A 21,567-nucleotide genomic window follows, 5' to 3' on the forward strand; every position below is an offset into this window, starting at 1 on the left:
CTGGACATGCCGATCAATATCACCATGCCAGCGCTTTCTCCGACGATGGAAGAAGGCAATTTGTCGAAATGGCTGGTCAAGGAAGGCGACAAGATCGCTCCTGGCGATGTCATCGCTGAAATCGAGACCGACAAGGCCACGATGGAAGTGGAAGCCGTGGATGAAGGCACGATTGCCAAGATCGTCGTTCCCGCAGGTTCCGAAGGCGTCAAGGTCAATGCGTTGATCGCCATCCTCGCCGAGGAAGGCGAGGACGTGGCTGCTGCGGCCAAGGGTGCAGCTTCTGCCCCTAAGGCTGAAGCAAAGGCCGAAACTCCGAAGGAAGAGCCAAAGCCAGCTGCCCCTCCTGTGACAGCCCCTGCACCAGCCAAGGCAGAGCAGCCTGCTGCTGCGAACAAGGGTGACCGGGTGTTTGCGTCGCCGCTCGCGCGCCGCATTGCCAAGGAATCCGGTGTCGATATTACTGCTGTGAAGGGCACCGGTCCGCATGGACGTGTCGTTCAGCGGGATGTGGAAGCTGCTCTGACGTCGGGTGGCGTAAAGGCCGCTGCGCCGAAGGCCGAAGCCGTCTCCGCTACCGCTCCAAAGCCGATGTCTGACGATGCCGTTCTCAAGCTCTTTGAGGAAGGCACCTACGAAATCGTTCCTCACGACGGCATGCGCAAGACGATTGCCCGCCGTCTGGTGGAATCGAAGCAGACTGTTCCGCATTTCTATCTGACGATCGATTGTGAACTGGATGCGCTTCTGGCTCTGCGTTCGCAGATCAATGCCGCTGCACCGATGATCAAGACCGAGAAGGGCGAGGTTCCGGCCTACAAGCTTTCCGTCAACGATCTGGTGATCAAGGCTGTTGCTCTTGCGCTGCGTGACATTCCTGAAGCCAATGTCTCCTGGACTGAAGGCGGCATGGTGAAGCATAAGCGTGCGGATGTCGGTGTTGCCGTGTCGATCCCGGGTGGTCTGATTACGCCAATCGTGCGTCAGTCGGAATCGAAGACTCTTTCCGCCATCTCGAATGAGATGAAGGATCTTGCCAAGCGCGCGCGTGATCGCAAGCTCAAGCCTGAGGAATATCAGGGCGGTTCGACCTCCGTTTCCAACCTCGGCATGTTCGGTGTGAAGGATTTTGCCGCTATTATCAATCCGCCGCATGCGACCATTTTCGCAATCGGTGCTGGTGAACAGCGTGCAGTGGTCAAGAACGGTGAAATCAAGGTTGCGACGGTTATGTCCGTAACCCTTTCAACCGACCACCGTGCTGTCGACGGGGCGCTGGCTGCGGAACTTGCACAGGCCTTCAAGCGCCACATCGAAAACCCGATGGGTATGCTGGTCTGATCGATCAACTTCAAGGGCGTCGCGTTCCAATGAACTCGACGCCTGAGGTTTTTAATGGCTGGACAACTGAACCTACGCCCGGCTCAATGCCGTGAAGCCGCTGAGATCGCCATTCTTGTCGATATCTCGTCGCACGGTTTTGCGTCATGGCTCTGGTACGGAGCCGTTCTCGATGGACGGACTGAAACGGCCATGGAACGGGGGCGGCAATATATGCGCGCTGACGGGACCGAAGGCTGGCAGAGCACCACGATTGCCGAATGGGCAGGCGACATTGCCGGACTTTCGATCGGCTTCACACTCGATGACAGTTTGAACGACATCCCGCCGCAGCATCCGGTTCTCGATCAGTTGATCGACCTGCAGCGCAAGGTGATAGGCAACCGTTTCCTAGACAGCGTTGGCGTTTATCGGGAGTTTCGCGGCAAAGGAATTGGCCGCGCCCTTGTCGCCAATGAAATCGACCTGGCCCGCCGGAACGGTAACCCGGGAATCAGCCTGATAACCGAAAGCCACAACGATGTGGCGCTCTCCCTTTACGGCGCCCATGGTTTCAAGGAAATTGAGCGGCTCGAAGCGATAGAACGCATTGGGCAGGACAAAAGACACGACTGGGTGCTGCTCACCCGAGAAGTGAACTGAGCAAAGGCAGGACAATATGGCCGACATTTACGACGTTATTGTTATCGGCTCGGGCCCGGGTGGCTATGTAACCGCAATCCGCGCTGCGCAGCTTGGCCTCAAGACCGCTATCGTCGAGCGCGAACATCTGGGCGGCATTTGCCTCAACTGGGGCTGTATTCCTACCAAGGCACTGTTGCGCTCGGCGGAAATCCTGCATTTTGGCGAACATGCCAAGGATTACGGCCTCAAGTTGGAAGGTACGATTACGCCTGATGTGAAGGCTGTCGTACAGCGCTCGCGCGGTGTTTCGGCCCGGCTTAACGGCGGCGTCGGGTTCTTGATGAAGAAGAACAAGATTGATGTGATCTGGGGTGAGGCAAAGCTGGTAAAGGCTGCTTCGGGCAGCAATCCGGTCGAGATTTCGGTCGGGAAGTCGTCAAAGCAGCCGATGCAGCCGCAGAACCCCGTTCCCAAGGGTGTTCTGGGCGAGGGCAGCTACAAGGCGAAGCATGTCATCGTCGCGACCGGCGCGCGTCCGCGTTCTCTGCCGGGCATCGAGCCGGACGGCAAGCTGATCTGGACTTATTTCGAGGCAATGGTTCCGCACGAACTGCCGAAATCCATGCTTGTGATGGGCTCGGGTGCAATCGGTATCGAGTTTGCCTCTTTCTACAACGACATGGGCGTCGACGTGACGGTCGTGGAGTTGATGCCGCAGATCATGCCTGTTGAGGATGCGGAAATTTCCGCACTCGCTCGCAAGCAGCTTGAAAAGCGCGGCCTGAAGATCATTACCGATGCCAAGGTTACAAAGGTGGAGAAGGGCACAAATAATGTGACCGCTCACATCGAGACCAAGGACGGCAAGACCCAGTCGCTAACCGTTGACCGCATGATTTCGGCTGTTGGTGTTCAGGGCAATATTGAAAACCTCGGCCTCGAAGCTCTCGGCGTGAAAACCGACCGAGGATGCGTTGTCATCGACGGTTATGGCAAGACCAATGTGGCGGGCATCTATGCTATCGGCGACGTTGCCGGCCCGCCTATGCTTGCACACAAGGCTGAGCATGAAGGAGTTATCTGTATCGAGAAGATTGCCGGTCTTCCGAACGTGCATCCGCTCGAAAAGAATATGATTCCGGGCTGCACCTATTGTAATCCGCAGGTTGCGTCGGTTGGTCTGACCGAAGCAAAGGCCAAGGAAAAGGGTTACGATATTCGCGTCGGCCGCTATTCCTTTGCCGCAAACGGCAAGGCGATTGCGCTTGGTGAAGACCAGGGACTGGTCAAGACCGTCTTTGACAAGAAGACGGGACAGCTGCTCGGCGCCCATATGGTCGGAGCGGAAGTGACCGAACTCATCCAGGGGTTCGTGATCGCCATGAACCTTGAAACAACTGAGGAAGAACTGATGCATTCGGTCTTCCCGCATCCGACGCTTTCGGAAATGATGAAGGAAAGCGTTCTGGACGCATATGGTCGCGTGCTGAATGCATAAGATGGAGGGACGCTCATTCCGCTGATCGAAAACGGAGGGCCTTGGCGGCGTGCCGCCTGGCCCACCATCAAATGGTGCACCGTCGGAGGACTGGTGCTGGGGTTCGCAGCCGGCACCTTGAGTGTTCTTGGCGGGAACACCATATCGATCAACGGAATGGCCTTGCCCGGCTGGTATGGCGTGTGGATGCTCACCTTAGCGCTGGGGACTGCTGGTTTGGTATTTGGCCTCATATGGGCGTTGGTCTTCCGCGCTCTCGGACTGGCGACGCGGCGATGAGTAGCAAATCGCTCAAGTTGACAGGGTAGAGGGCAGGGATTAGGACCGAACCCAATTTTGAAAGCATTTCAGGTCCATTCTTGAAAATGGCCCGGATAGGCAGGGATAAGCATGGTTACAGTTCTCGATCTGGTGAACCAAGGCAAGCGCGAACGGCATCCAGAAAAGGCGCATCGTCCGGACAATGTTGTCCTGAAGAAGCCGGACTGGATCCGCGTCAAAGCTCCTGTCTCGCGTGGCTATAGCGAAACGCGCGATATCGTTCGCTCGAACAAGCTTGTTACGGTTTGTGAGGAGGCTGGTTGCCCGAATATCGGCGAGTGCTGGGAAAAGAAGCACGCCACCTTCATGATCATGGGCGAGATTTGCACACGCGCCTGCGCATTCTGCAATGTCTCCACCGGCATTCCAACCGCACTTGATCCGAATGAACCGGAAAATGTCGCGAAGGCCGTCAAGCAGATGGGCCTGACTCACGTGGTCATTACTTCGGTGGATCGCGACGATCTTGCCGACGGTGGTGCGCAGCATTTTGCGGAAGTTATTCAGGCTATCCGCGAAGCCACGCCTGCGACCACGATCGAAATCCTGACGCCGGATTTCCTGCGCAAGGAAGGCGCTCTTGAAATCGTCGTTAAGGCACGTCCTGACGTTTTCAACCACAATCTGGAAACCGTTCCTTCGAAGTATCTCAAGGTTCGTCCCGGCGCCCGGTACTTCCATTCGATCCGCCTCCTGCAGCGCGTCAAGGAACTCGATCCAACCATTTTCACCAAGTCCGGCATTATGGTTGGCCTTGGCGAAGAGCGGAATGAAATCCTTCAGCTGATGGATGATCTTCGTTCGGCTGACGTGGACTTCATGACCATCGGTCAGTATCTTCAGCCGACCCGCAAGCATCATCCTGTCATTCGCTTCGTGACCCCTGATGAATTCAAGTCGTTCGAAACGATTGGCCGGACGAAGGGCTTCCTGCTGGTCGCATCCAGCCCGTTGACCCGCTCGTCGCATCATGCTGGCGATGACTTTGCCAAGCTGAGGGCAGCCCGCGAGGCGCAGATCGCAGCCAGGGCCTGAGATCAGACATGCCGCAGTTTACAACCGTCAGGCGGGTGCATCACCGGGCAGAGCAGATGTTCGGGCTCGTAGCGGATGTGGAGAAATATCCGGAATTTCTGCCAATGTGCGAGGCTTTGTCGGTTCGCTCCCGCAAGGAGCGTGACGGGAAGGCCCTTCTCATTGCCGACATGACGGTTGGTTACAAGCTCATACGCGAGACATTCACCAGTCAGGTACTGCTGAAGCCTGAGGATAATGTCATTGATGTGAAATATCTCGACGGGCCGTTTCGCTATCTCGACAATCGCTGGACCTTTAAACCCGTGGATGATGGCAGCGAATGTGATGTCGAGTTCTTCATCGATTACGAGTTCAAGAGCCGGACGCTGGGTCTTCTCATGGGAACCATGTTCGATCTAGCTTTCAAGAAGTTTTCCGAAGCTTTCGAGAAACGGGCCGATCAGATATACGGAACGGCCTGAATGTAGCCCCGATTTTCGGGGGCTCTGTTTATTGCGCCGTATAGCCGCCATCGACCAATATGGACGCACCGGTGACGAAGGAAGCTTCGTCGCTCGCCAGGAAGAGCACGACGCTGGCAACTTCCTCGGCGCGTCCGAGCCGGCCAATTGGATGCAAGGCTACCAGGGCCTCTTTCTTGTCTTCGGGTATATCCTTGAGCAGCGGTGTGTCGATATAGCCGGGGCAGACTGCATTTACCCGAATGTTCTGCGCTCCATAATCAATCGCAAGCGTCTGCGTCAGGAGTTTCACGCCTCCCTTTGCTGCCGCATAAGCCGTGACACCAGATTTTCCAACATGACTATGGATGGACCCGCAATTCACGATCACACCGCCGCCTTGCGAACGCATCTGGTCGATGGCGTATTTATCGCAAAGATAGACGCCGGTAAGATTGATATCGATGGTTTTCTGCCATGCAGTTTCGTCCAGTTCATCAATCGGGCCATCTGCGGCGATGCCTGCATTGGCGAACATGATGTCGAGGCGCCCATAGGTTTCGACGGTTTTAGCAATCAGCGCCTGCACGGCTTTTGTGTCGGCCACATCGGTCTTGACGAATAATGCCCGCTCGCTGCCGCCTGCAAGCTCATTGGCCAACTGCTGGCCGTGCTCAGAATAATCGGCGATGACGACATTCGCTCCCTCGCGAATGAAAGCTCGAGCAGTTGCTTCACCGATGCCGCTTGCCCCACCGGTAACGATTGCCACCTTTCCGTCGAAACGCATCGCCATGTTCTCCTTATCTTGACCAAAGACAAAGGTAGGGCGCGGCAGATAAAAGTGTACGCCTCAAGGCTGTCGAAGATTTTCCAGAACGAGGTCCAATGCAGCAAGAACCGTTGCGTGGCGGATGTCAGCTCTGGTTTTTTGACCGAAACGGCATTCGCGATGGAGCGTCGTGTAGCCTTTTCGCGCCGAGGCGATGTGAACAAGCCCGACAGGCTTTTCATCGGAGCCCCCACCAGGTCCGGCAACCCCGGTAACAGCCACAGTTACACCGGCGCGGGACCGCGCAAGTGCGCCTTCAGCCATGGAAAGTGCTACTTCCTTCGAAACCGCGCCAAGGCGATTGATCAATTCCAGCGGAACGTTGATCATTTCGGCTTTTGCTTCATTGGAATAGGTCACAAAACCGCGATCCACGACATCGGATGATCCGGCGATATCGGTCAAGGCTCCGGCTATCAGTCCCCCTGTGCAGGACTCAGCCGTGGCGATCATTACACCGGCGTTGCGGCATGCCTCCAGCACGACAATGGCTTTTTCTTCTGCGATGAGTGCGCTCATTCGGGAACCTCACCGGGATAGATGACGGTTGCCGTTGCGATTGCTGCGATACCCTCACGACGTCCCACGAAGCCCAGCTTTTCATTGGTCGTGGCTTTGACGGAAACGCGGTCCGCTGCAATGCCCAGCATGTCGCAAAGCGCTTCTGTCATTGCTGTGCGATGCGGGCCAATCTTCGGTGCTTCGCTGATAAAGGTAACATCGACATTGGCGATACGACCGCCTGCTTCCCGCACGATATTTGCGGCATGCTCAACAAATATACGGGAAGCCGCACCTTTCCATTGCGGATCGGAAGGAGGGAAATGCGTGCCGATATCGCCGGCTCCCCGTGTTGCAAGCAGGGCGTCGGTCAGCGCATGAAGTCCGACATCGGCATCTGAATGGCCGTTGAGTTTTGCTTCATGGGGGATTTTCACACCGCACAGCGTCACGTGATCGCCGGGTTCAAAAGAATGAACGTCGTAGCCATTGCCGGTGCGAATGTCGGGAAACGAAACGTGGTCTTGCCGCAGGCGCTTGTCAGCCATTTCAATATCCTTTGCCCAGGTAAGCTTTGTATTGTCTGCCGATCCTTCGATGATGCGAACAGCAATGCCCTGCCATTCGGCAATGGCGGCATCATCCGTGAAATCAGAACGATTGATTGCGAAGGCCTTTTCATGCGCGTTTAGGATCGGCGCGTAGGGAAACGCTTGTGGTGTCTGCGCCGCAAAAAGACCGGCGCGGGGCACAGTCGTTTTTACGGTTCCGTCCGTGGACGATTGCTTGAGCGTGTCGGAGACAGCTAATGCGGGCAGAACGCCTTCATCCGGCGCAAGGTTTTCAACGATACGCTTCAGCAAGTCCTGACCGACGAACGGCCTCACGCCATCATGGATCATGACATGTTGGGGCGCAGAGTCTTGCAACGCACGGAGACCAAGACGCGTGGATTCCTGCCGGGTGGGGCCGCCGTTCACAACCAGAATATTGCTTCCGTTTTCCGGAAGGGCGCGTTCATAAAGCGCATGATCGTCAGGATGAATCACGACAACGATGCTATCAATCAGGGGGCAGTCGATAAAGACGCGCAAAGTACGGGCAAGCACGGCTTCGCCGCCGATGCGCCGGTACTGTTTCGGCCCTTCGACACTCTGCCCGGCTCGCTCTCCGCGGCCAGCTGCCACAATGACTGCTGCAATCTTTGAAATGGTTGTTGCCTCTGCCAAGGGTTGTGTTCCCAAGCCGAATAATGCCTTGCGCGGATAAATGCCAGACGACAATTGATTTATCGTAATCTTGCGCGCGCTTTTCCTTGCGTTGAAAAGTGAGACTGATTAATGTATGTGCTAATCGCACTATGCACATCAAATAGGCATTATTGGTGAGTTTTCTCGATCAACCTTTGAACATCGGCGGTGTGGCGCTTGCCAACCGCGTCTTTCTCGCGCCTATGTCGGGAGTTTCGGACCTTCCTTTCCGCAGGCGTGCCGCAGAGGCTGGCGCGGGCATGGTGGTGTCTGAAATGGTCGCCAGCGCCGAACTGTGCAACCACCACAAGGAAAGTCTTCTGCGCCTTTCCGGAGAAGGGCTTGGAACACACGTTGTACAACTCGCGGGACGTGAAGCCCAATGGATGGGCGAAGCGGCCAGGATCGCCGAGGGAGAAGGCGCTGATATCATCGATATCAACATGGGCTGTCCAGCCAAGAAGGTGACGGGCGGCTATTCCGGGTCCGCACTAATGCGCGATCTTGATCACGCAATGACGCTTGTTGAGGCCACCGTTAATGCGGTCAACGTTCCGGTTACGCTCAAGATGCGGCTGGGATGGGATGAGAAAAGCATCAATGCGCCTGAACTCGCAAGGCGGGCGGAAAGTGCGGGTATCGCCATGGTGACTGTGCATGGGCGGACCCGTTGCCAGTTTTATGAAGGCAAGGCGGACTGGGATGCAATTCGCGCCGTTCGCGATGCGGTCAAGATTCCGTTAGTCGCCAACGGAGATGTGGCGTGTCGGGAGGATGCCGAGGAAATTCTGCGCCGTTCCGGGGCGGACGCCGTGATGGTGGGACGTGCTTCTTATGGCCAGCCTTGGTTGGCTGGCGCAATCGCAGGAAGTGATTTTGCCCCAAAGTCGCGAAGTGAAGTTCTCGAATATATTATAAAGCATTACGAAGATATGCTCGACCATTATGGAAGCACGACGGGTGTCCGTCATTCCCGTAAACATCTTGGCTGGTATCTTGATCGTCATGCGGGTGCGGCATGTATGCCTGCCGAGAAAGCGGAAGTTATGACTCAAACCGACCGGCAAGCCGTTATCGATGCTTTGCGCCGTATTTTCACGCGCGAAGTTCCGGAAGTCGCGCTCAAAGAGGTTGCCTGATGCGCGAAAGAACAGAAGCGAATGGCATTCCTTCCGTCGTGCTCGATGCCATCAGCCAGCCGGTCATCATGGTCAGCGCCGAGAATTATATCGCCTATGCCAATCTGGATGCGGAACAATTCTTTCGTTCCGGCTCGTCTATTCTGGCGCGCAACCGACTGGAATCCTTTCTGCCTTTCGGCAGTCCGCTTCTGGCGCTGGTCGATCAGGTTCGCACCAGCCAGATGCCGGTGAATGAATATCGCGTGGATGTCTCGTCGCCCCGTCTTGGAGCCGAACGTATCGTTGATATTTACGTGGCGCCCGTCGCAGAACTGCCGGGAGCGGTGGTCATCCTCTTCAAGGAAAAGACGATGGCCGAAAAAATCGATCGGCAGATGACACATCGCGGCGCTGCACGGTCGGTGACCGGGCTTGCATCGATGTTGGCCCATGAGATCAAGAACCCGCTTTCTGGTATCCGTGGCGCGGCGCAATTGCTGGAGCAGGTTGTCAGTGACGAGGACCGCGCCCTTGCCCGGCTTATTACTGACGAAACGGATCGGATCGTCTCCCTTGTCGACCGCATGGAAGTTTTCTCGGATGAACGTCCTATCGAGCGCTCTGCGGTCAATATTCATGCGGTTCTGGATCATGTGAAGGCAATTGCGAAGAACGGATTCGCGCGTAAGATTCGTTTCGTGGAAGATTATGATCCGTCGCTCCCGCCGGTCTTCGCCAATCGTGACCAACTCGTGCAGGTTTTTCTCAATCTGCTGAAGAATGCCTCGGAAGCCATCGGTGAGCGTGAGGGCGGCGAGATTGTTCTGTCCACGGCCTATCGTCCGGGCATCCGCCTCCAGGTGCCGGGTGCGCGGGACAGGGTGGCGCTGCCTCTCGAGTTCTGCGTGCATGATAATGGGCCGGGAGTGCCGCAGGACATGCTCCCGCATCTGTTCGATCCCTTCGTGACGACGAAGACCAACGGTTCCGGGCTCGGCCTGGCGCTGGTCGCGAAGATCATTGGTGATCATGGCGGCATCATCGAATGCGACAGCCATCCTTCGCGCACGACTTTTCGGGTTTTGATGCCCGCATGGAAAAATACGGCTGGAAATACTGGAGATAACGCATGATCGCAGGACGTCCGTCTGGAACCATATTGGTGGCGGATGATGATGCCGCCATTCGGACAGTGCTGAACCAGGCCTTGTCGCGTGCAGGCTACGATGTGCGCGTGACTTCCAATGCTGCCTCGCTCTGGCGGTGGGTGGCTGCAGGTGACGGCGATCTGGTCATTACCGACGTCAATATGCCCGACGAAAACGCCTTCGACCTTCTCCCGCGCGTCAAGAAGATGCGCCCGGACCTTCCGGTCGTCGTCATGAGTGCGCAGAACACATTCATGACAGCAATCCGGGCCTCCGAGGCGGGAGCGTACGAATATCTGCCGAAGCCATTCGATCTCACGGAGCTCATCAATATAGCCGGTCGAGCGCTGTCGGAGCCCAAGAACAAGCCCGCCGCAGCCCTTTCCGACGAGCAGGCAGACAACATGCCACTGGTTGGCCGCTCGCCTGCGATGCAGGAAATCTATCGTTTGCTGGCGCGCATGATGCAGACGGATTTGACCGTCATGGTGACAGGTGAATCCGGTACGGGCAAGGAACTGGTTGCGCGCGCCCTTCACGAATACGGGCGTCGCCGAAAAGGACCCTTTGTTGCGATCAATATGGCGGCAATCCCGCGCGATCTGATCGAGTCTGAACTGTTCGGTCATGAGAAGGGCGCTTTCACCGGAGCACAAAACCGCTCAAGCGGCCGCTTCGAGCAGGCAAATGGCGGCACGCTGTTTCTCGATGAGATTGGCGATATGCCAATGGAAGCGCAAACCCGTCTTCTGCGTGTGCTCCAACAGGGCGAGTATATGACAGTCGGCGGACGCACGCCGATCAAGACAGATGTGCGTATCGTTGCTGCAACCAACAAGGATTTGCGGCAACTGATCGCGCAAGGACTGTTTCGCGAGGATCTCTATTACCGTCTGAATGTCGTACCTCTGCGCCTGCCGCCACTTCGCGAGCGAAGCGAGGACGTAGCCGATCTCGTGCGCCATTTTTTCAAGCGGGCTGCTGAAGAAGGACTGCCGGAGAAACGCATCAGCACTGCTGGTTTGGAAATGATGCGCCGGTATCCATGGCCGGGCAATGTCCGCGAGCTTGAAAATCTCGTGCGAAGGCTCGCGGCGCTTTATCCGCAAGAAGAAATTTCCCCCGAAATTATCGAAACGGAGTTGCGGGCCGAGCTTACCAAACCGGATGTGGTTCCAGCAGGCGCCGGAGATATGGAAAATATCTCCATTTCTCAGGCTGTCGAGCAGAACATGCAACGCTATTTTGCGTCTTTCGGTTCGGATTTGCCACCCCCGGGCCTCTATCACAGGGTTCTGGCAGAACTGGAATATCCTCTGATCCTGGCGTGCCTTACGGCGACACGGGGAAATCAGATCAAGGCGGCCGATCTTCTGGGGCTGAACCGCAATACGCTGCGCAAGAAAATTCGCGAACTCGGTGTGAATATATATCGCGGAAACAAGGGAAATTAGCGACAATCACGTGCTGATAACCTATTAACTACGTTATTTAACGGCCGGTTAAGTCTGTTCAGCTACTGTTGGTTGTATGAGAAATCAGCAATCAACACGACACAACAGAACCCGGCGTATTCTTGAACCGGCTGTAAGGAGCGGCATTCTTGCCGCACCGTTGATATTGATGCTTGCCATCGTTGTGATTTTATCCGGAGCAGAGCCGAAACTCTCTGCCATGATCGATCAAACTTTCACGGGTTCGATCAGTCCTATCATCAAGTAATTATCTGTGGGGCTTGAAGACGGCGCCTGAACCCCTATCCTTTACGGTAGATAAAGGAGAAGATCATGCGTCTTGCCGCTACGACCTTGTTTATTGGTTTATCCGCCGCTGCCGCTTATGCTGCACCGCCACCGGAAGGCTCCAAGCTTTCGGAGATAATCGCAAAAATCGAACAGAAGGCGGATACGGCTTTTATCGATGAAGTCGACTGGAACGACCGCGGATATTATGAGATCGAGTATGTGACCAAGGCCGGCGCCAAGGTGGAGGTCAAAGTCGATCCCAAGACCGGAGAAAATGTCCGGTAGACCTTCGCTTTTCAGTGGGGTCGGCTGGAGCGGGTAGCGGGAATCGAACCCGCGCGTTCAGCTTGGGAAGCTGACAGGCTACCATTACATCATACCCGCAAACTGTAATACATTTCAATAATTTAGCGACAAATCCGAGGAGGTCGCTTTAGAACGATTTACAGTTGGTTTTGACAACCTATGTTCTCTTTCTGGGCTCGTCAAACTGTTTTGTCGACAGCCTCCGCTTGTCATTCCAATCGATCTCACCGCCTCACGAAACACTACAGCGCCGTGACAAATCTTTCATGACCTGTCCCATTGATATCCGAGTTCCAGGGGCCATCTGCAGATGACGCTCCCAACCATGCAGCCAGATTCCAGGCTGTTGCAGATGACAGGAAATCCATGGGCAAGACCACAATGCGGCGGGCACTGCTTATAGTAAATCCACATGCCCGAAACGGTAGGGGATACGGTGCGGACATTCGTTCCGCGTTGGAGCACGGCGGGCTCCAACTCGTCGAGCGAAGCCCGCAAGATGACGAGACGATTTCCGATGTGATCCTTAGGGAAAGAGATTGCGATCTCGTCATCGTTGGTGGTGGCGACGGATCGTTGAATGCTGCGGCCAGAGGATTGATGGAAACGGGACTGCCGCTCGCAATTCTGCCACTTGGAACCGCAAACGATTTTGCTCGGACCGTCGGCATTCCTGCCGATCCGGTTGAGGCGGCGCGGCGCATTGCTTCTTATGAGGCGCGCCCCATCGATCTTGGCGAGGTGAACGGTCATCTTTACTTCAATGTCGCGAGCATAGGTTTCAGCGCCGAACTGGCACAGCAGCTGAGTTCCGCGGCGAAGAAGAAATGGGGCAAACTCGGCTACGCGATTGTCGCGGCACGGATTCTCATGCGTTCGGAGCTTTTTACGGTCTATCTGGAACATGACGGCATGACGGAAAAAATCCGTACGTTGCAGGTCTCAGTGGGGAATGGAAAATTCTACGGCGGGGGCATGGCTGTAGAGAAGGATGCCACTGTGGATGACGGTAAACTCGATTTCTACAGCCTGGAAGTCGATCACTGGTGGAAGCTGTTGCGTCTTCTGCCAAGCCTCCGTCGTGGTACGCATTCGAAATGGGATGATGTGCGGGCCTTTCCGACAACGGAGGTGATTGTTCGCACCAAGAAACCTCGCGCCGTCAATACTGACGGGGAGTTGTCGACGTGGACGCCCGCCCATTTCCGTCTGCTGCGCAGGGCAATAAAAGTCTATATGCCCGATCCCACGGCGAGGCCGTAACGCGATTGCGCGAAAAAAGGGCCCGCCTTTTAGACGGGCCTAATCCATGACGTTAGGTGACTGGCTCGGAGGTCATTTGAGCCGTATGAATAACGGTTCAATGGGCCGAACGTTCCACCGTCAAAAGAAAAAATACCAGATAACCAGCACGAGAATGAGCGGGACGCCCATCAGCCAAAGGATCATTGCTCTGAACATTTGTTTTCTCCTTCCTGTTGAAAATCCAACGTTTCTGATGAACGATTGTTCCATCGGGCAGGAGGAATGCGGTGCGGTGTAGTTGAGTAGAGGGGCAACACGACTCAAATGAGCAGAATTCCGAAAACTTTAATGATCCGTCAATGAATCGGTGACATCACTAAAATCTAAAAAGGCGCAACCAGCGTTTCCGGTTGCGTTTGTTGAGTAACGGGCGTGTGGCGTATGGATTCGAAACGAGGGCTGAAACATTCGGTCAACGGAAAGACGGCTAAGCTGCGAGATAAGCGTGGTTCAGTCGCCTTATTGTTATTCATGGCTATTGCTGTCGCCTTGGCGGGCTGCGCATCGGCGCCGCAGCCGAAATCGAAGAGCAAGCGATCCAAGGAATATTTCGCCGAGTCCAAATACGGTGTGAAAGCCAGTCCCCGCGTGGCTTTTGCAAAAGGAAAGCCCTTGCCGCGTGGCGGCGGACGAGATCAGACGGGGCAGCCGTACAAAGTTAAGGGACGCTGGTACTATCCCAAGGAAGACAAGAACTATGTCAAAGTTGGTCATGCCTCCTGGTATGGCGAAGCTTTTCATGGCCGCCTGACGGCGAACGGTGAAGTTTACGACATGGCGCACTTGACCGCTGCGCATCCAACCATGCCGTTGCCCAGTTATGCTCGCGTCACCAATCTTGCCAATGGCAGCTCGGTCATCGTGCGCGTGAATGATCGTGGTCCGTATGAATTCGACCGCGTCATCGATCTTTCCCAGAAAGCTGCCGAAATGCTGGATTACCAGCACCACGGTACCGCGAATGTGAAGGTTGAGTATGTTGGTAGAGCGCCTCTCGACGGGAACGACGACGCATTTCTTATGGCCTCTTACCGTCCCGGAGGTGGTGATGCGATCGGCCAGCCGGCAACCGGCGTCATGATGGCGATGAACGGACCGACGCCTACCTCGCCGAAGTCTCGTGTTCCGATGCCTGTGATGGAAGCGGTTCCGGCCTCTGCGCCTGTACCTGAAAATTCACCTTTTGCGGTCGATCCTGCCTATGGCGATCCGTCTGGTGGGGCAGCTCCGTTGCTGCCGGCAAACGTTCCTGTGCCATCGCATCGTCCGGCAACCAGCTTCGGCGTGGCGAATGCTGCCGGTGTGAGCGGTCTTGCCGGTTATGCCACCGATCGGCTTGCTGTGGCTGCTTATGCTGAGGAGCGTGCGTATGGCAGCATCTTGTCCAAGGATGCGATCTCAAGCGCGTGGAAGCGTCGCCTGGCTGAAGAACATGGAGAATATGTCGAGCTTGGTACTTTCGAAACGCTGGAAGAGGCAAAACAGATTCAGTCATCGCTGCCTCGCTCGACCAGATTCACACTGACCAAGCTTCCGACCGAAACCGGCGCAACCTATGAGTTGACGGCGGTGGCGACGAAGGGTGGAAACGATGCCCTGTTGCGCGAGGCCTGGAAGGCTGGTGCAGTGAATGCGTTTGTCGTTCGCCTCGATTGAGCTCACGATGCGGTGATAAGAGCTGCCATATTGATTTTGGTCAGATTCGTTGCGTAAGCTCTAAGACATTGCTCACGTAACGGGGTTCGCATGGGGCTGTTATCAAAAACACTGGTATTCGTCCGTGCCGCTGCCGCTGGCATTTCGGTGGCGGTTGTGGTGCCAGCTATTTGTGGGGCAGCCCCTGTTGACGCAGCATTCGTTACGAAAGCGCCGCAGGTGTTGCTCGTAGATGACCGGAGCGGAACGGTGCTTCTCTCCAAGAACGCCAATGTCCCGATTCCTCCCGCTTCTCTGGCCAAGCTGATGACGGCTGAAGTAGTATTTGAAGCTCTCGAAAAGGGACTTACCACACTCGATACTGCTTATCCCGTCAGCGAGAATGCCTGGAGAACGGGCGGCGCTCCTTCAGGAACGTCTACGATGTTTGCGCGCATCAAATCGTCGCCGACGGTTGCTGATCTGTTGCAGGGAATGATCGTTCAGGCGGCGAATGATGGGGCCATCGTGCTGGCGGAAGGGCTGGCAGGCAGCGAACGCGCTTTTGCAGAGCGGATGAACGACCGGGCGCGGGAGCTCGGCTTGACCGCCTCCAGATTCGTCAACTCCACAGGGTTACCCGCCGAAGGGCAGACGGTTTCTCTCCAGGATCTGGTCAGATTGGCCCAGCATATCCGGACCGCCCATCCTGAATACTATAAATATTATGCTCAACCAGCTTTCACCTGGAACAACATCATGCAACGCAACCGCAATCCATTGCTGCGGCTTGATGTGGGAGCTGACGGTATGGGTACAGGATTTACGGAGGCATCCGGCTTTGCACTCGTCGGGTCCGCTGAGCAGAATGGCCGCAGGCTCTATCTGGCGATGAGCGGTCTTTCCAGCATCAAGGAGCGTGAGGAGGAGGCAAAGCGGCTTCTGCAATGGGGGATGACGGCATTTGACGATGTGCTGCTGTATCCCGCAAACGAAATTGTAGGTGAAGCGCAGGTTTTCGGAGGTGCGCTCGCGCATGTGCCGCTGAAGGTCAAGGACAGTGTCGAGTTGTTGCTGCCGAAGAATGGTCGCGATAGGCTTAAAGCGCGTATCGTCTATAAGGGCCCACTTGATGCCCCCGTTGCCGACGATCAGCAAGTCGGCGTTCTTCAGCTTGAGCTGAATGGAAGCATTCTCCGCGATGTGCCTGTTTTTACGGCTCAATCTGTCGATGAGGGAAGCCTTTCAAAGCGCGCCTTGGGGGCGGCGATGGAGCTTTCCACAGGTTGGCTACGGAAATACCTTTAGCCTGCGTCATGCGTAATCCAGGCTCGACCTGATAACCAAAGGCCGATAATAACTTTCACAGAAGTCCATTCGGACATCGATTCAAACATTTGGAAGTTGGCTTGTCGGGATTGTTCATCACATTCGAGGGCGGCGAAGGAGCGGGCAAATCAACGCAAATTGCGTTGCTGGCGAAGCACCTGCGTGCAAGCGGCTTCGATCCGGTCATCACACGAGAACCTGGCGGTTCTCCTGGTGCGGAAGCAATTCGTCACGTCATATTGAGCGGCAATGCGGAGACCTACGGTCCGGCGATGGAGGCGCTGCTGTTCGCCGCTGCAAGAGCAGACCATGTGGACCAGCTTATCCGCCCGGCATTGGACGAGGGACGTGTGGTGCTGTGCGATCGCTTCATCGATTCCAGCCGCGCTTATCAGGGCGTTACCGGCAATCTCGACAGCACCTATATGTCGGCAGTGGAACGTATTGCTATCGACGGTATCATGCCAGATATGACGATCATTCTCGATATTTCTGCGGAGAAGGGATTGTCACGTGCCGGAAAACGGCGCGGCAGCGAAACTGCGGACCGGTTCGAGAAGGAAGATATCGCAGTACACGAGGCACGGCGGCAGGCCTTTCTCGCAATCGCGGAAGCAGAGCCTCGGCGCTGTAAGGTAATCGACGCCGATCGCCAGCAAGACGCGATTGCGGGCGAGATAGCAAGAGAGATCGATAGTGTTCTAAAGGAAAGGGGGCTGTTGTGATCGAGGAACTCGACGTCCCTAAAGCTCACGATTCGATTGAGGGTGTGCCTGAGCCATCCGCGAGCGATTATGTTTCCGGACACCGCGAGATCAGTGGTTTTCTGGCTCAAGCCTATCGTGAGGGGCGCATGCATCACGCGCTGCTCTTTGAAGGTGCGCAGGGCATCGGCAAGGCAACGCTCGCGTTTCACCTCGCAGGCCATATGCTGGCGCATGGCAACAATGGACAGGCGCCGGAACATATTACCGCTCCGGATTTTGCAAGACCGCTCTGGCGTCAGATTGCGGGCGGCATGCATCCGGCTGTCCTGCATATCAACCGTCCGTTCGATCAGAAGACCGGAAAGTTCAAAACCGGCATCCCGGTGGAGGAAATTCGCCGTGTCACGCATTTTCTGACCAGAACGGCATCGGACCACGCCTGGCGCATCGTCATTGTCGATCCAGCCGACGATATGAACCGCAATGCCGCCAACGCTTTGTTGAAAACGCTGGAAGAGCCTCCCGCACGGGCGCTCTTTATCCTCATTTCCCACTCGTCTGGACGCTTGCTCCCGACAATCCGGTCGCGCTGCCAGAGCATCGGCTTCAAGCCGCTTGACGATAAGGCGCTTACGGACGCCTTGTCTCATGTCGGTCCTGGTGTCGGAATGGAGGCTGGTAGGGTAACGCAAACGCTGCTCCAGCGATCGGAAGGCAGTGTGCGCAAGGCACTTTTGTTGGTGGCAAATGGCGGTATCGAAATCTCCGACACGGTCGACACCCTTCTTGAAGGACAGAATTTCGACCTGCCGAAAGCACAGGCGCTTGGCGGCATATTGAATGGCCGGGAGTCGGAAGTTCAGTATGAACTGTTTCGCGACCACCTGCTGGGGCGGGTTGCAATGGAAGCTCGGCGTCGCGCCGAGACTGGGCAACTGCATGATGCAGATCGCTGGTCGCGATTCTGGAGCGATCTGTCACGCGAAACCGTGGATGCTGAAACCTACAATCTCGACCGTCGGCAAGCGGTGGTAATCCTTCTGGAAAAAACCCATCGCGCTTTTCGTTCCGGTCTGCCTCCACTTGCGTGACATGGCCGCTGACATGCGTTATGTCACCGCTGACGAATTTTCTTCCGCGTGTGCCTTGTTTTGTTCAGAGCGCGCGCTTCCAAACATCGAAAGACCGGGTCCATAATGAGCCGCGAAAAATATTACATCACCACCGCGATTGCTTATCCCAACGGAAAGCCACACATCGGTCACGCGTATGAACTGATCGCGACCGATGCGATGGCACGTTTTCAGCGACTGAACGGTAAGGATGTTTTCTTTCTGACCGGTACGGACGAACACGGCATCAAGATGCTGCAGAGCGCGCGCAAGGAAGGCATCACGCCGCGCGAGCTTGCCGACCGCAATACGACTGCGTTCCGGCAGATGGCAGACGTGCTGAACAGCTCCAATGACGATTATATTCGCACTTCTGAAGAGCGCCACTACAAGGCCAGCCAGGCTATCTGGAAAGCGATGGCTGATAATGGCGATATCTACAAGGGTGGATATGCCGGTTGGTATTCCGTGCGTGACGAGGCCTATTACGGTGAAGAGGAAACAGAAGTTCGCGAGGACGGCGTTCGTTATGGCCCGCAGGGGACCCCTGTCGAGTGGGTTGAGGAGGAAAGCTATTTCTTCCGTCTCTCATCCTATCAGGACAGGCTGCTCGATCTTTACGAGCAAAACCCCGGCTTCATCATGCCTGCGGAACGTCGCAATGAGATCGTGAGCTTCGTCAAGTCCGGGCTGAAGGACCTGTCGATTTCCCGCACGACCTTCGATTGGGGCATTCCGGTGCCGGGTGACGAAAAGCATGTCATGTATGTCTGGGTCGACGCCCTGACAAACTACATCACGGCCCTTGGCTATCCGGACACTACGGACGGCAAATGGGGCTATTGGCCTGCCGATGCGCACATCATCGGCAAGGACATCTCTCGCTTCCATGCTGTCTATTGGCCCGCATTCCTGATGTCGGCTGGCATTCCGTTGCCGAAGCGGGTTTTCGCGCATGGCTTCCTGTTCAATCGCGGCGAGAAGATGTCGAAGTCGCTCGGTAACGTGATCGATCCGTTCGGTCTCGTTGAGCGCTATGGGCTCGATCAGTTGCGCTATTTCCTGATGCGCGAAGTACCGTTTGGTCAGGACGGCAGCTACAGCCATGACGCTATTGTCAACCGCACAAATGCCGACCTGGCGAATGATCTCGGCAATCTCGCCCAGCGCTCGCTGTCGATGATCGCCAAGAATTGCGAAGGCAAGGTCCCGGTTCCAGGTGAATTCTCGGAAGCTGATAAAGCTATTCTGGATCAGGCCGAGGCGGCGCTGGATACCGCGCGCAAGGCAATGGACGATCAGGCGCTGCATCTGGCGCTCGGTGCGATCTTCGCTGTCGTTGCCGAAGCAAACCGCTATTTTGCGGGGCAGGAGCCCTGGGCGTTGCGGAAGACCGATCCGGCGCGTATGGGAACCGTCCTTTATGTGACCGCGGAAGTGATCCGGCGTGTCGGCATCATGGTACAGCCCTTCATCCCGCAGTCGGCGGAAAAGCTTCTCGACATATTGGCAATTCCTGCCGACAAGCGTCAGTTCTCTGACGTTACGGCAAGCCAACTTGTCGGCGGTACCGATCTGCCAGCTCCGCAGCCGGTATTCCCGCGTTATGTGGAAACAGAAGAGTAGAACTGAGTTCGATGATGCTTGTCGATAGCCATTGTCATCTCGACTTTGCCGATTTCGAGCCGGAGCGCGATGCCGTTGTGCAGCGCGCGCTCGACGCCGGGATCAAGCGCATGGTGACGATTTCCACGCGGGTCAGGAAATTCGATACGATCCGTGCCATAGCGGAAGCCTATGAGTCCGTCTATTGTTCCGTCGGTACCCATCCCAACAATGCGCATGAAGAACTGGACATTACGGCTGACGATCTCGTGCGCCTTGCGGAACATCCGAAGGTTGTCGCCATAGGCGAAGCAGGTCTCGATTATCACTACGACTACGCTCCGCCGGCAGCGCAGCGTCAAGGTTTTCTCGTTCACATCGAAGCCGCACGTCGGACCCAGTTGCCACTTGTTATACATGCACGCAGTGCGGACGACGATATGGCTGAAATTCTTGAGCAGGAGACGGAAAAGGGTGTTTTTCCGTTCATTCTCCATTGCTTTTCTTCCGGACGAGCGCTGGCTGAAAAAGGCATTGAACTGGGCGGCTATATTTCCTTTTCCGGCATTTTGACATTCAAGAACTCACCAGAAATCCGCGAAATAGCATCCATCGTTCCGCGTAACCGCCTGCTGGTGGAAACAGATGCTCCGTTCCTTGCCCCGTTGCCACATCGCGGCAAGCGCAATGAGCCGTCTTTCGTTCAACATACGGCCGCCATGTTGGCCGAAACGATTGGCGTGAGCAATGACGAGGTTGCGCGTATTACGAGTGATAACGTGTTCAGGCTGTTTTCCAAGATGCCTCGGCCTTCAGAGGAAAATTGAGCGTGAATTTCCCCCGAAACTGCCTGCGCTTTACGCTTCTGGGTTGCGGCTCTTCTCCCGGCGTCCCGCGCATCAATGGCGATTGGGGCAGTTGCGATCCCGAGAACCCAAAGAACAGGCGTCGTCGTGCATCGCTTCTGGTTGAGCGGTTTGACATGGACGGCAAGAGCACAACGGTTGTGATCGATACGGGCCCGGATTTCCGCGCCCAGATGATCGATGCGGGCGCACATAGCCTCGATGCGGCTGTCTACACCCACCCGCACGCGGATCATATTCATGGAATCGACGATCTTCGCACCTACGTCGTTGAAAATCGTCGTCTGATGGATGTCTACGCCAATCGGCTGACGCGTAATCGGCTCTTCGAGGCCTTCGGTTATTGTTTTGAGACACCTGCCGGGTCGAGTTATCCGCCTATCCTCAGCATGCACGATATTGCCCCCGAAACCCCGTTTTCAATATCGGGGGCCGGCGGTGCAATTCGTTTTGAGCCATTCAGCCAGGTGCACGGCGATATCGAGTCGCTCGGATTTCGCATTGGTTCTGTGGTCTATTGCACCGATGTGAGCGCGTTTCCCGAGCAAAGCCTCAACTATTTGGGCGGAGCCGATGTCCTTATAATCGATGCATTGCAATACCGCCCGCACCCAAGCCATTTCTCCCTCGGCGAAGCGCTCGAATGGATTGAGAAGCTGGCGCCCAAGCGCGCCGTTCTCACGCATATGCATGTTCCGCTCGATTATGAAACCGTCTTGCGTGAGACACCGGACAATGTGGAGCCCGGATATGATGGACTCCGCTTCGAGGTGCCGCTTTAAATTCAGGCGTGTTGGTAAAAAGCAAAAGCCCGCGATGAGATCACCGCGGGCTTTTCGCTTG

21 protein-coding genes and 1 tRNA gene are annotated in these 21,567 nt (G+C 55.9%); 18 read left to right on the top strand and 4 right to left on the bottom strand.

The genetic code is table 11. The features are described 5' to 3' along the window. Positions 1–6 precede the first annotated feature (6 nt). The 6 genes from ABWW28_RS03975 (at position 7) to ABWW28_RS04000 (ending at position 5,283) form a co-directional block, all read left to right on the top strand. On the top strand, positions 7–1,341 hold the full coding sequence (locus ABWW28_RS03975; RefSeq protein ID WP_075041955.1) for a pyruvate dehydrogenase complex dihydrolipoamide acetyltransferase: 1,335 nt from the start codon (positions 7–9) through the stop codon (positions 1,339–1,341). 54 nt (positions 1,342–1,395) lie between these two features. Continuing rightward, positions 1,396–1,983 (top strand): GNAT family N-acetyltransferase, encoded by a 588-nt coding sequence (locus tag ABWW28_RS03980; protein WP_021585216.1) that lies wholly within the window; start codon positions 1,396–1,398, stop codon positions 1,981–1,983. Positions 1,984–1,999: 16 nt separating this feature from the next. Then, positions 2,000–3,463 (top strand): dihydrolipoyl dehydrogenase, encoded by a 1,464-nt coding sequence (lpdA, locus tag ABWW28_RS03985; RefSeq protein WP_021585215.1) that lies wholly within the window; start codon positions 2,000–2,002, stop codon positions 3,461–3,463. Positions 3,464–3,556: 93 nt separating this feature from the next. Continuing rightward, entirely contained in the window at positions 3,557–3,742 is a 186-nt protein-coding gene (locus tag ABWW28_RS03990) for a hypothetical protein (RefSeq protein WP_043714325.1), read from the top strand. 111 nt (positions 3,743–3,853) lie between these two features. Then, positions 3,854–4,819 carry a lipoyl synthase gene (lipA, locus tag ABWW28_RS03995; protein WP_006470529.1) on the top strand — a complete coding sequence of 322 codons (966 nt, stop codon included), beginning with the start codon at positions 3,854–3,856 and terminating at the stop codon, positions 4,817–4,819. Positions 4,820–4,827: 8 nt separating this feature from the next. Further along, positions 4,828–5,283, top strand: coding sequence for a type II toxin-antitoxin system RatA family toxin (locus ABWW28_RS04000; protein ID WP_025089505.1), 456 nt, complete (start codon positions 4,828–4,830; stop codon positions 5,281–5,283). Positions 5,284–5,311: 28 nt separating this feature from the next. On the opposite strand, the gene ABWW28_RS04005 is transcribed toward ABWW28_RS04000, so the two are convergent. The 3 genes from ABWW28_RS04005 to ABWW28_RS04015 all read right to left on the bottom strand — a co-directional run bounded on the left by ABWW28_RS04005 (position 5,312) and on the right by ABWW28_RS04015 (position 7,839). Further along, on the bottom strand, positions 5,312–6,052 hold the full coding sequence (locus ABWW28_RS04005; RefSeq protein WP_021585212.1) for an SDR family NAD(P)-dependent oxidoreductase: 741 nt from the start codon (positions 6,050–6,052) through the stop codon (positions 5,312–5,314). Between the two features lie 63 nt (positions 6,053–6,115). Continuing rightward, complete coding sequence (locus tag ABWW28_RS04010) at positions 6,116–6,613, bottom strand: CinA family protein (protein WP_021585211.1); 498 nt, start codon at positions 6,611–6,613, stop codon at positions 6,116–6,118. Further along, a complete protein-coding gene (locus tag ABWW28_RS04015; protein WP_051556890.1) occupies positions 6,610–7,839 on the bottom strand; it encodes a bifunctional 2-C-methyl-D-erythritol 4-phosphate cytidylyltransferase/2-C-methyl-D-erythritol 2,4-cyclodiphosphate synthase in 1,230 nt (409 codons plus the stop codon). The genes ABWW28_RS04010 and ABWW28_RS04015 overlap by 4 nt, the downstream gene beginning before the upstream one ends. 140 nt (positions 7,840–7,979) lie before the next feature. Here ABWW28_RS04015 and dusB point away from each other — a divergent pair, with 140 nt between their 5' ends. The 4 genes from dusB (at position 7,980) to ABWW28_RS04035 (ending at position 12,144) form a co-directional block, all read left to right on the top strand. Continuing rightward, positions 7,980–8,984, top strand: a complete 1,005-nt coding sequence (gene dusB / locus ABWW28_RS04020) for a tRNA dihydrouridine synthase DusB (protein WP_021585209.1) — start codon at positions 7,980–7,982, stop codon at positions 8,982–8,984. Further along, positions 8,984–10,099, top strand: coding sequence for a two-component system sensor histidine kinase NtrB (locus ABWW28_RS04025; protein ID WP_021585208.1), 1,116 nt, complete (start codon positions 8,984–8,986; stop codon positions 10,097–10,099). The genes dusB and ABWW28_RS04025 overlap by 1 nt, the downstream gene beginning before the upstream one ends. Then, positions 10,096–11,568 carry a nitrogen regulation protein NR(I) gene (gene ntrC, locus ABWW28_RS04030; protein ID WP_021585207.1) on the top strand — a complete coding sequence of 491 codons (1,473 nt, stop codon included), beginning with the start codon at positions 10,096–10,098 and terminating at the stop codon, positions 11,566–11,568. The genes ABWW28_RS04025 and ntrC overlap by 4 nt, the downstream gene beginning before the upstream one ends. A gap of 333 nt (positions 11,569–11,901) precedes the next feature. Further along, positions 11,902–12,144: a PepSY domain-containing protein gene (locus ABWW28_RS04035; RefSeq protein ID WP_006466907.1), complete on the top strand. Its 243-nt coding sequence runs from the start codon at positions 11,902–11,904 to the stop codon at positions 12,142–12,144. A 25-nt stretch (positions 12,145–12,169) separates the two neighbouring features. Here ABWW28_RS04035 and ABWW28_RS04040 read toward each other — a convergent pair. Next, positions 12,170–12,243, bottom strand: a tRNA-Gly gene (locus ABWW28_RS04040). A gap of 288 nt (positions 12,244–12,531) precedes the next feature. Between ABWW28_RS04040 and ABWW28_RS04045 the strand changes: the two genes are divergently transcribed. The 8 genes from ABWW28_RS04045 (at position 12,532) to ABWW28_RS04080 (ending at position 21,506) form a co-directional block, all read left to right on the top strand. Then, positions 12,532–13,428, top strand: coding sequence for a lipid kinase (locus ABWW28_RS04045; RefSeq protein WP_031346043.1), 897 nt, complete (start codon positions 12,532–12,534; stop codon positions 13,426–13,428). 423 nt (positions 13,429–13,851) lie between these two features. Beyond that, positions 13,852–15,126 carry a septal ring lytic transglycosylase RlpA family protein gene (locus ABWW28_RS04050; protein ID WP_025089508.1) on the top strand — a complete coding sequence of 425 codons (1,275 nt, stop codon included), beginning with the start codon at positions 13,852–13,854 and terminating at the stop codon, positions 15,124–15,126. Between the two features lie 90 nt (positions 15,127–15,216). After that, on the top strand, positions 15,217–16,413 hold the full coding sequence (locus ABWW28_RS04055) for a D-alanyl-D-alanine carboxypeptidase family protein (RefSeq protein WP_021585202.1): 1,197 nt from the start codon (positions 15,217–15,219) through the stop codon (positions 16,411–16,413). A 101-nt stretch (positions 16,414–16,514) separates the two neighbouring features. Beyond that, on the top strand, positions 16,515–17,159 hold the full coding sequence (gene tmk, locus ABWW28_RS04060; RefSeq protein WP_021585201.1) for a dTMP kinase: 645 nt from the start codon (positions 16,515–16,517) through the stop codon (positions 17,157–17,159). Next, positions 17,156–18,232 carry a DNA polymerase III subunit delta' gene (locus ABWW28_RS04065; RefSeq protein WP_025089509.1) on the top strand — a complete coding sequence of 359 codons (1,077 nt, stop codon included), beginning with the start codon at positions 17,156–17,158 and terminating at the stop codon, positions 18,230–18,232. The genes tmk and ABWW28_RS04065 overlap by 4 nt, the downstream gene beginning before the upstream one ends. Before the next feature lie 105 nt (positions 18,233–18,337). Next, positions 18,338–19,879, top strand: coding sequence for a methionine--tRNA ligase (gene metG / locus ABWW28_RS04070; protein WP_021585199.1), 1,542 nt, complete (start codon positions 18,338–18,340; stop codon positions 19,877–19,879). Positions 19,880–19,893: 14 nt separating this feature from the next. Continuing rightward, positions 19,894–20,685, top strand: coding sequence for a TatD family hydrolase (locus ABWW28_RS04075; RefSeq protein WP_025089510.1), 792 nt, complete (start codon positions 19,894–19,896; stop codon positions 20,683–20,685). Between the two features lie 2 nt (positions 20,686–20,687). Continuing rightward, on the top strand, positions 20,688–21,506 hold the full coding sequence (locus ABWW28_RS04080) for an MBL fold metallo-hydrolase (protein ID WP_021585197.1): 819 nt from the start codon (positions 20,688–20,690) through the stop codon (positions 21,504–21,506). Positions 21,507–21,567 lie beyond the last annotated feature (61 nt).

The sequence above is a fragment of the Brucella sp. NBRC 14130 genome (genome assembly GCF_040371715.1).
Classification (GTDB): Bacteria; Pseudomonadota; Alphaproteobacteria; order Rhizobiales; family Rhizobiaceae; genus Brucella; species Brucella intermedia.

Excerpts from the sequence above, each read along its gene's own strand:
- lpdA (WP_021585215.1), top strand. The coding sequence starts at position 2,000 with ATGGCCGACATTTACGACGTTATTGTTATCGGCTCGGGCCCGGGTGGC.
- ABWW28_RS03980 (WP_021585216.1), top strand. The coding sequence starts at position 1,396 with ATGGCTGGACAACTGAACCTACGCCCGGCTCAATGCCGTGAAGCCGCT.
- ABWW28_RS04035 (WP_006466907.1), top strand. The coding sequence starts at position 11,902 with ATGCGTCTTGCCGCTACGACCTTGTTTATTGGTTTATCCGCCGCTGCC.
- ABWW28_RS04005 (WP_021585212.1), bottom strand. The coding sequence starts at position 6,052 with ATGCGTTTCGACGGAAAGGTGGCAATCGTTACCGGTGGGGCAAGCGGC.
- ABWW28_RS04025 (WP_021585208.1), top strand. The coding sequence starts at position 8,984 with ATGCGCGAAAGAACAGAAGCGAATGGCATTCCTTCCGTCGTGCTCGAT.
- lipA (WP_006470529.1), top strand. The coding sequence starts at position 3,854 with ATGGTTACAGTTCTCGATCTGGTGAACCAAGGCAAGCGCGAACGGCAT.
- ABWW28_RS04010 (WP_021585211.1), bottom strand. The coding sequence starts at position 6,613 with ATGAGCGCACTCATCGCAGAAGAAAAAGCCATTGTCGTGCTGGAGGCA.
- ABWW28_RS04050 (WP_025089508.1), top strand. The coding sequence starts at position 13,852 with ATGGATTCGAAACGAGGGCTGAAACATTCGGTCAACGGAAAGACGGCT.
- ABWW28_RS03975 (WP_075041955.1), top strand. The coding sequence starts at position 7 with ATGCCGATCAATATCACCATGCCAGCGCTTTCTCCGACGATGGAAGAA.
- metG (WP_021585199.1), top strand. The coding sequence starts at position 18,338 with ATGAGCCGCGAAAAATATTACATCACCACCGCGATTGCTTATCCCAAC.
- ABWW28_RS04045 (WP_031346043.1), top strand. The coding sequence starts at position 12,532 with ATGGGCAAGACCACAATGCGGCGGGCACTGCTTATAGTAAATCCACAT.
- ABWW28_RS04000 (WP_025089505.1), top strand. The coding sequence starts at position 4,828 with ATGCCGCAGTTTACAACCGTCAGGCGGGTGCATCACCGGGCAGAGCAG.
- ABWW28_RS04055 (WP_021585202.1), top strand. The coding sequence starts at position 15,217 with ATGGGGCTGTTATCAAAAACACTGGTATTCGTCCGTGCCGCTGCCGCT.
- ABWW28_RS04075 (WP_025089510.1), top strand. The coding sequence starts at position 19,894 with ATGCTTGTCGATAGCCATTGTCATCTCGACTTTGCCGATTTCGAGCCG.
- ntrC (WP_021585207.1), top strand. The coding sequence starts at position 10,096 with ATGATCGCAGGACGTCCGTCTGGAACCATATTGGTGGCGGATGATGAT.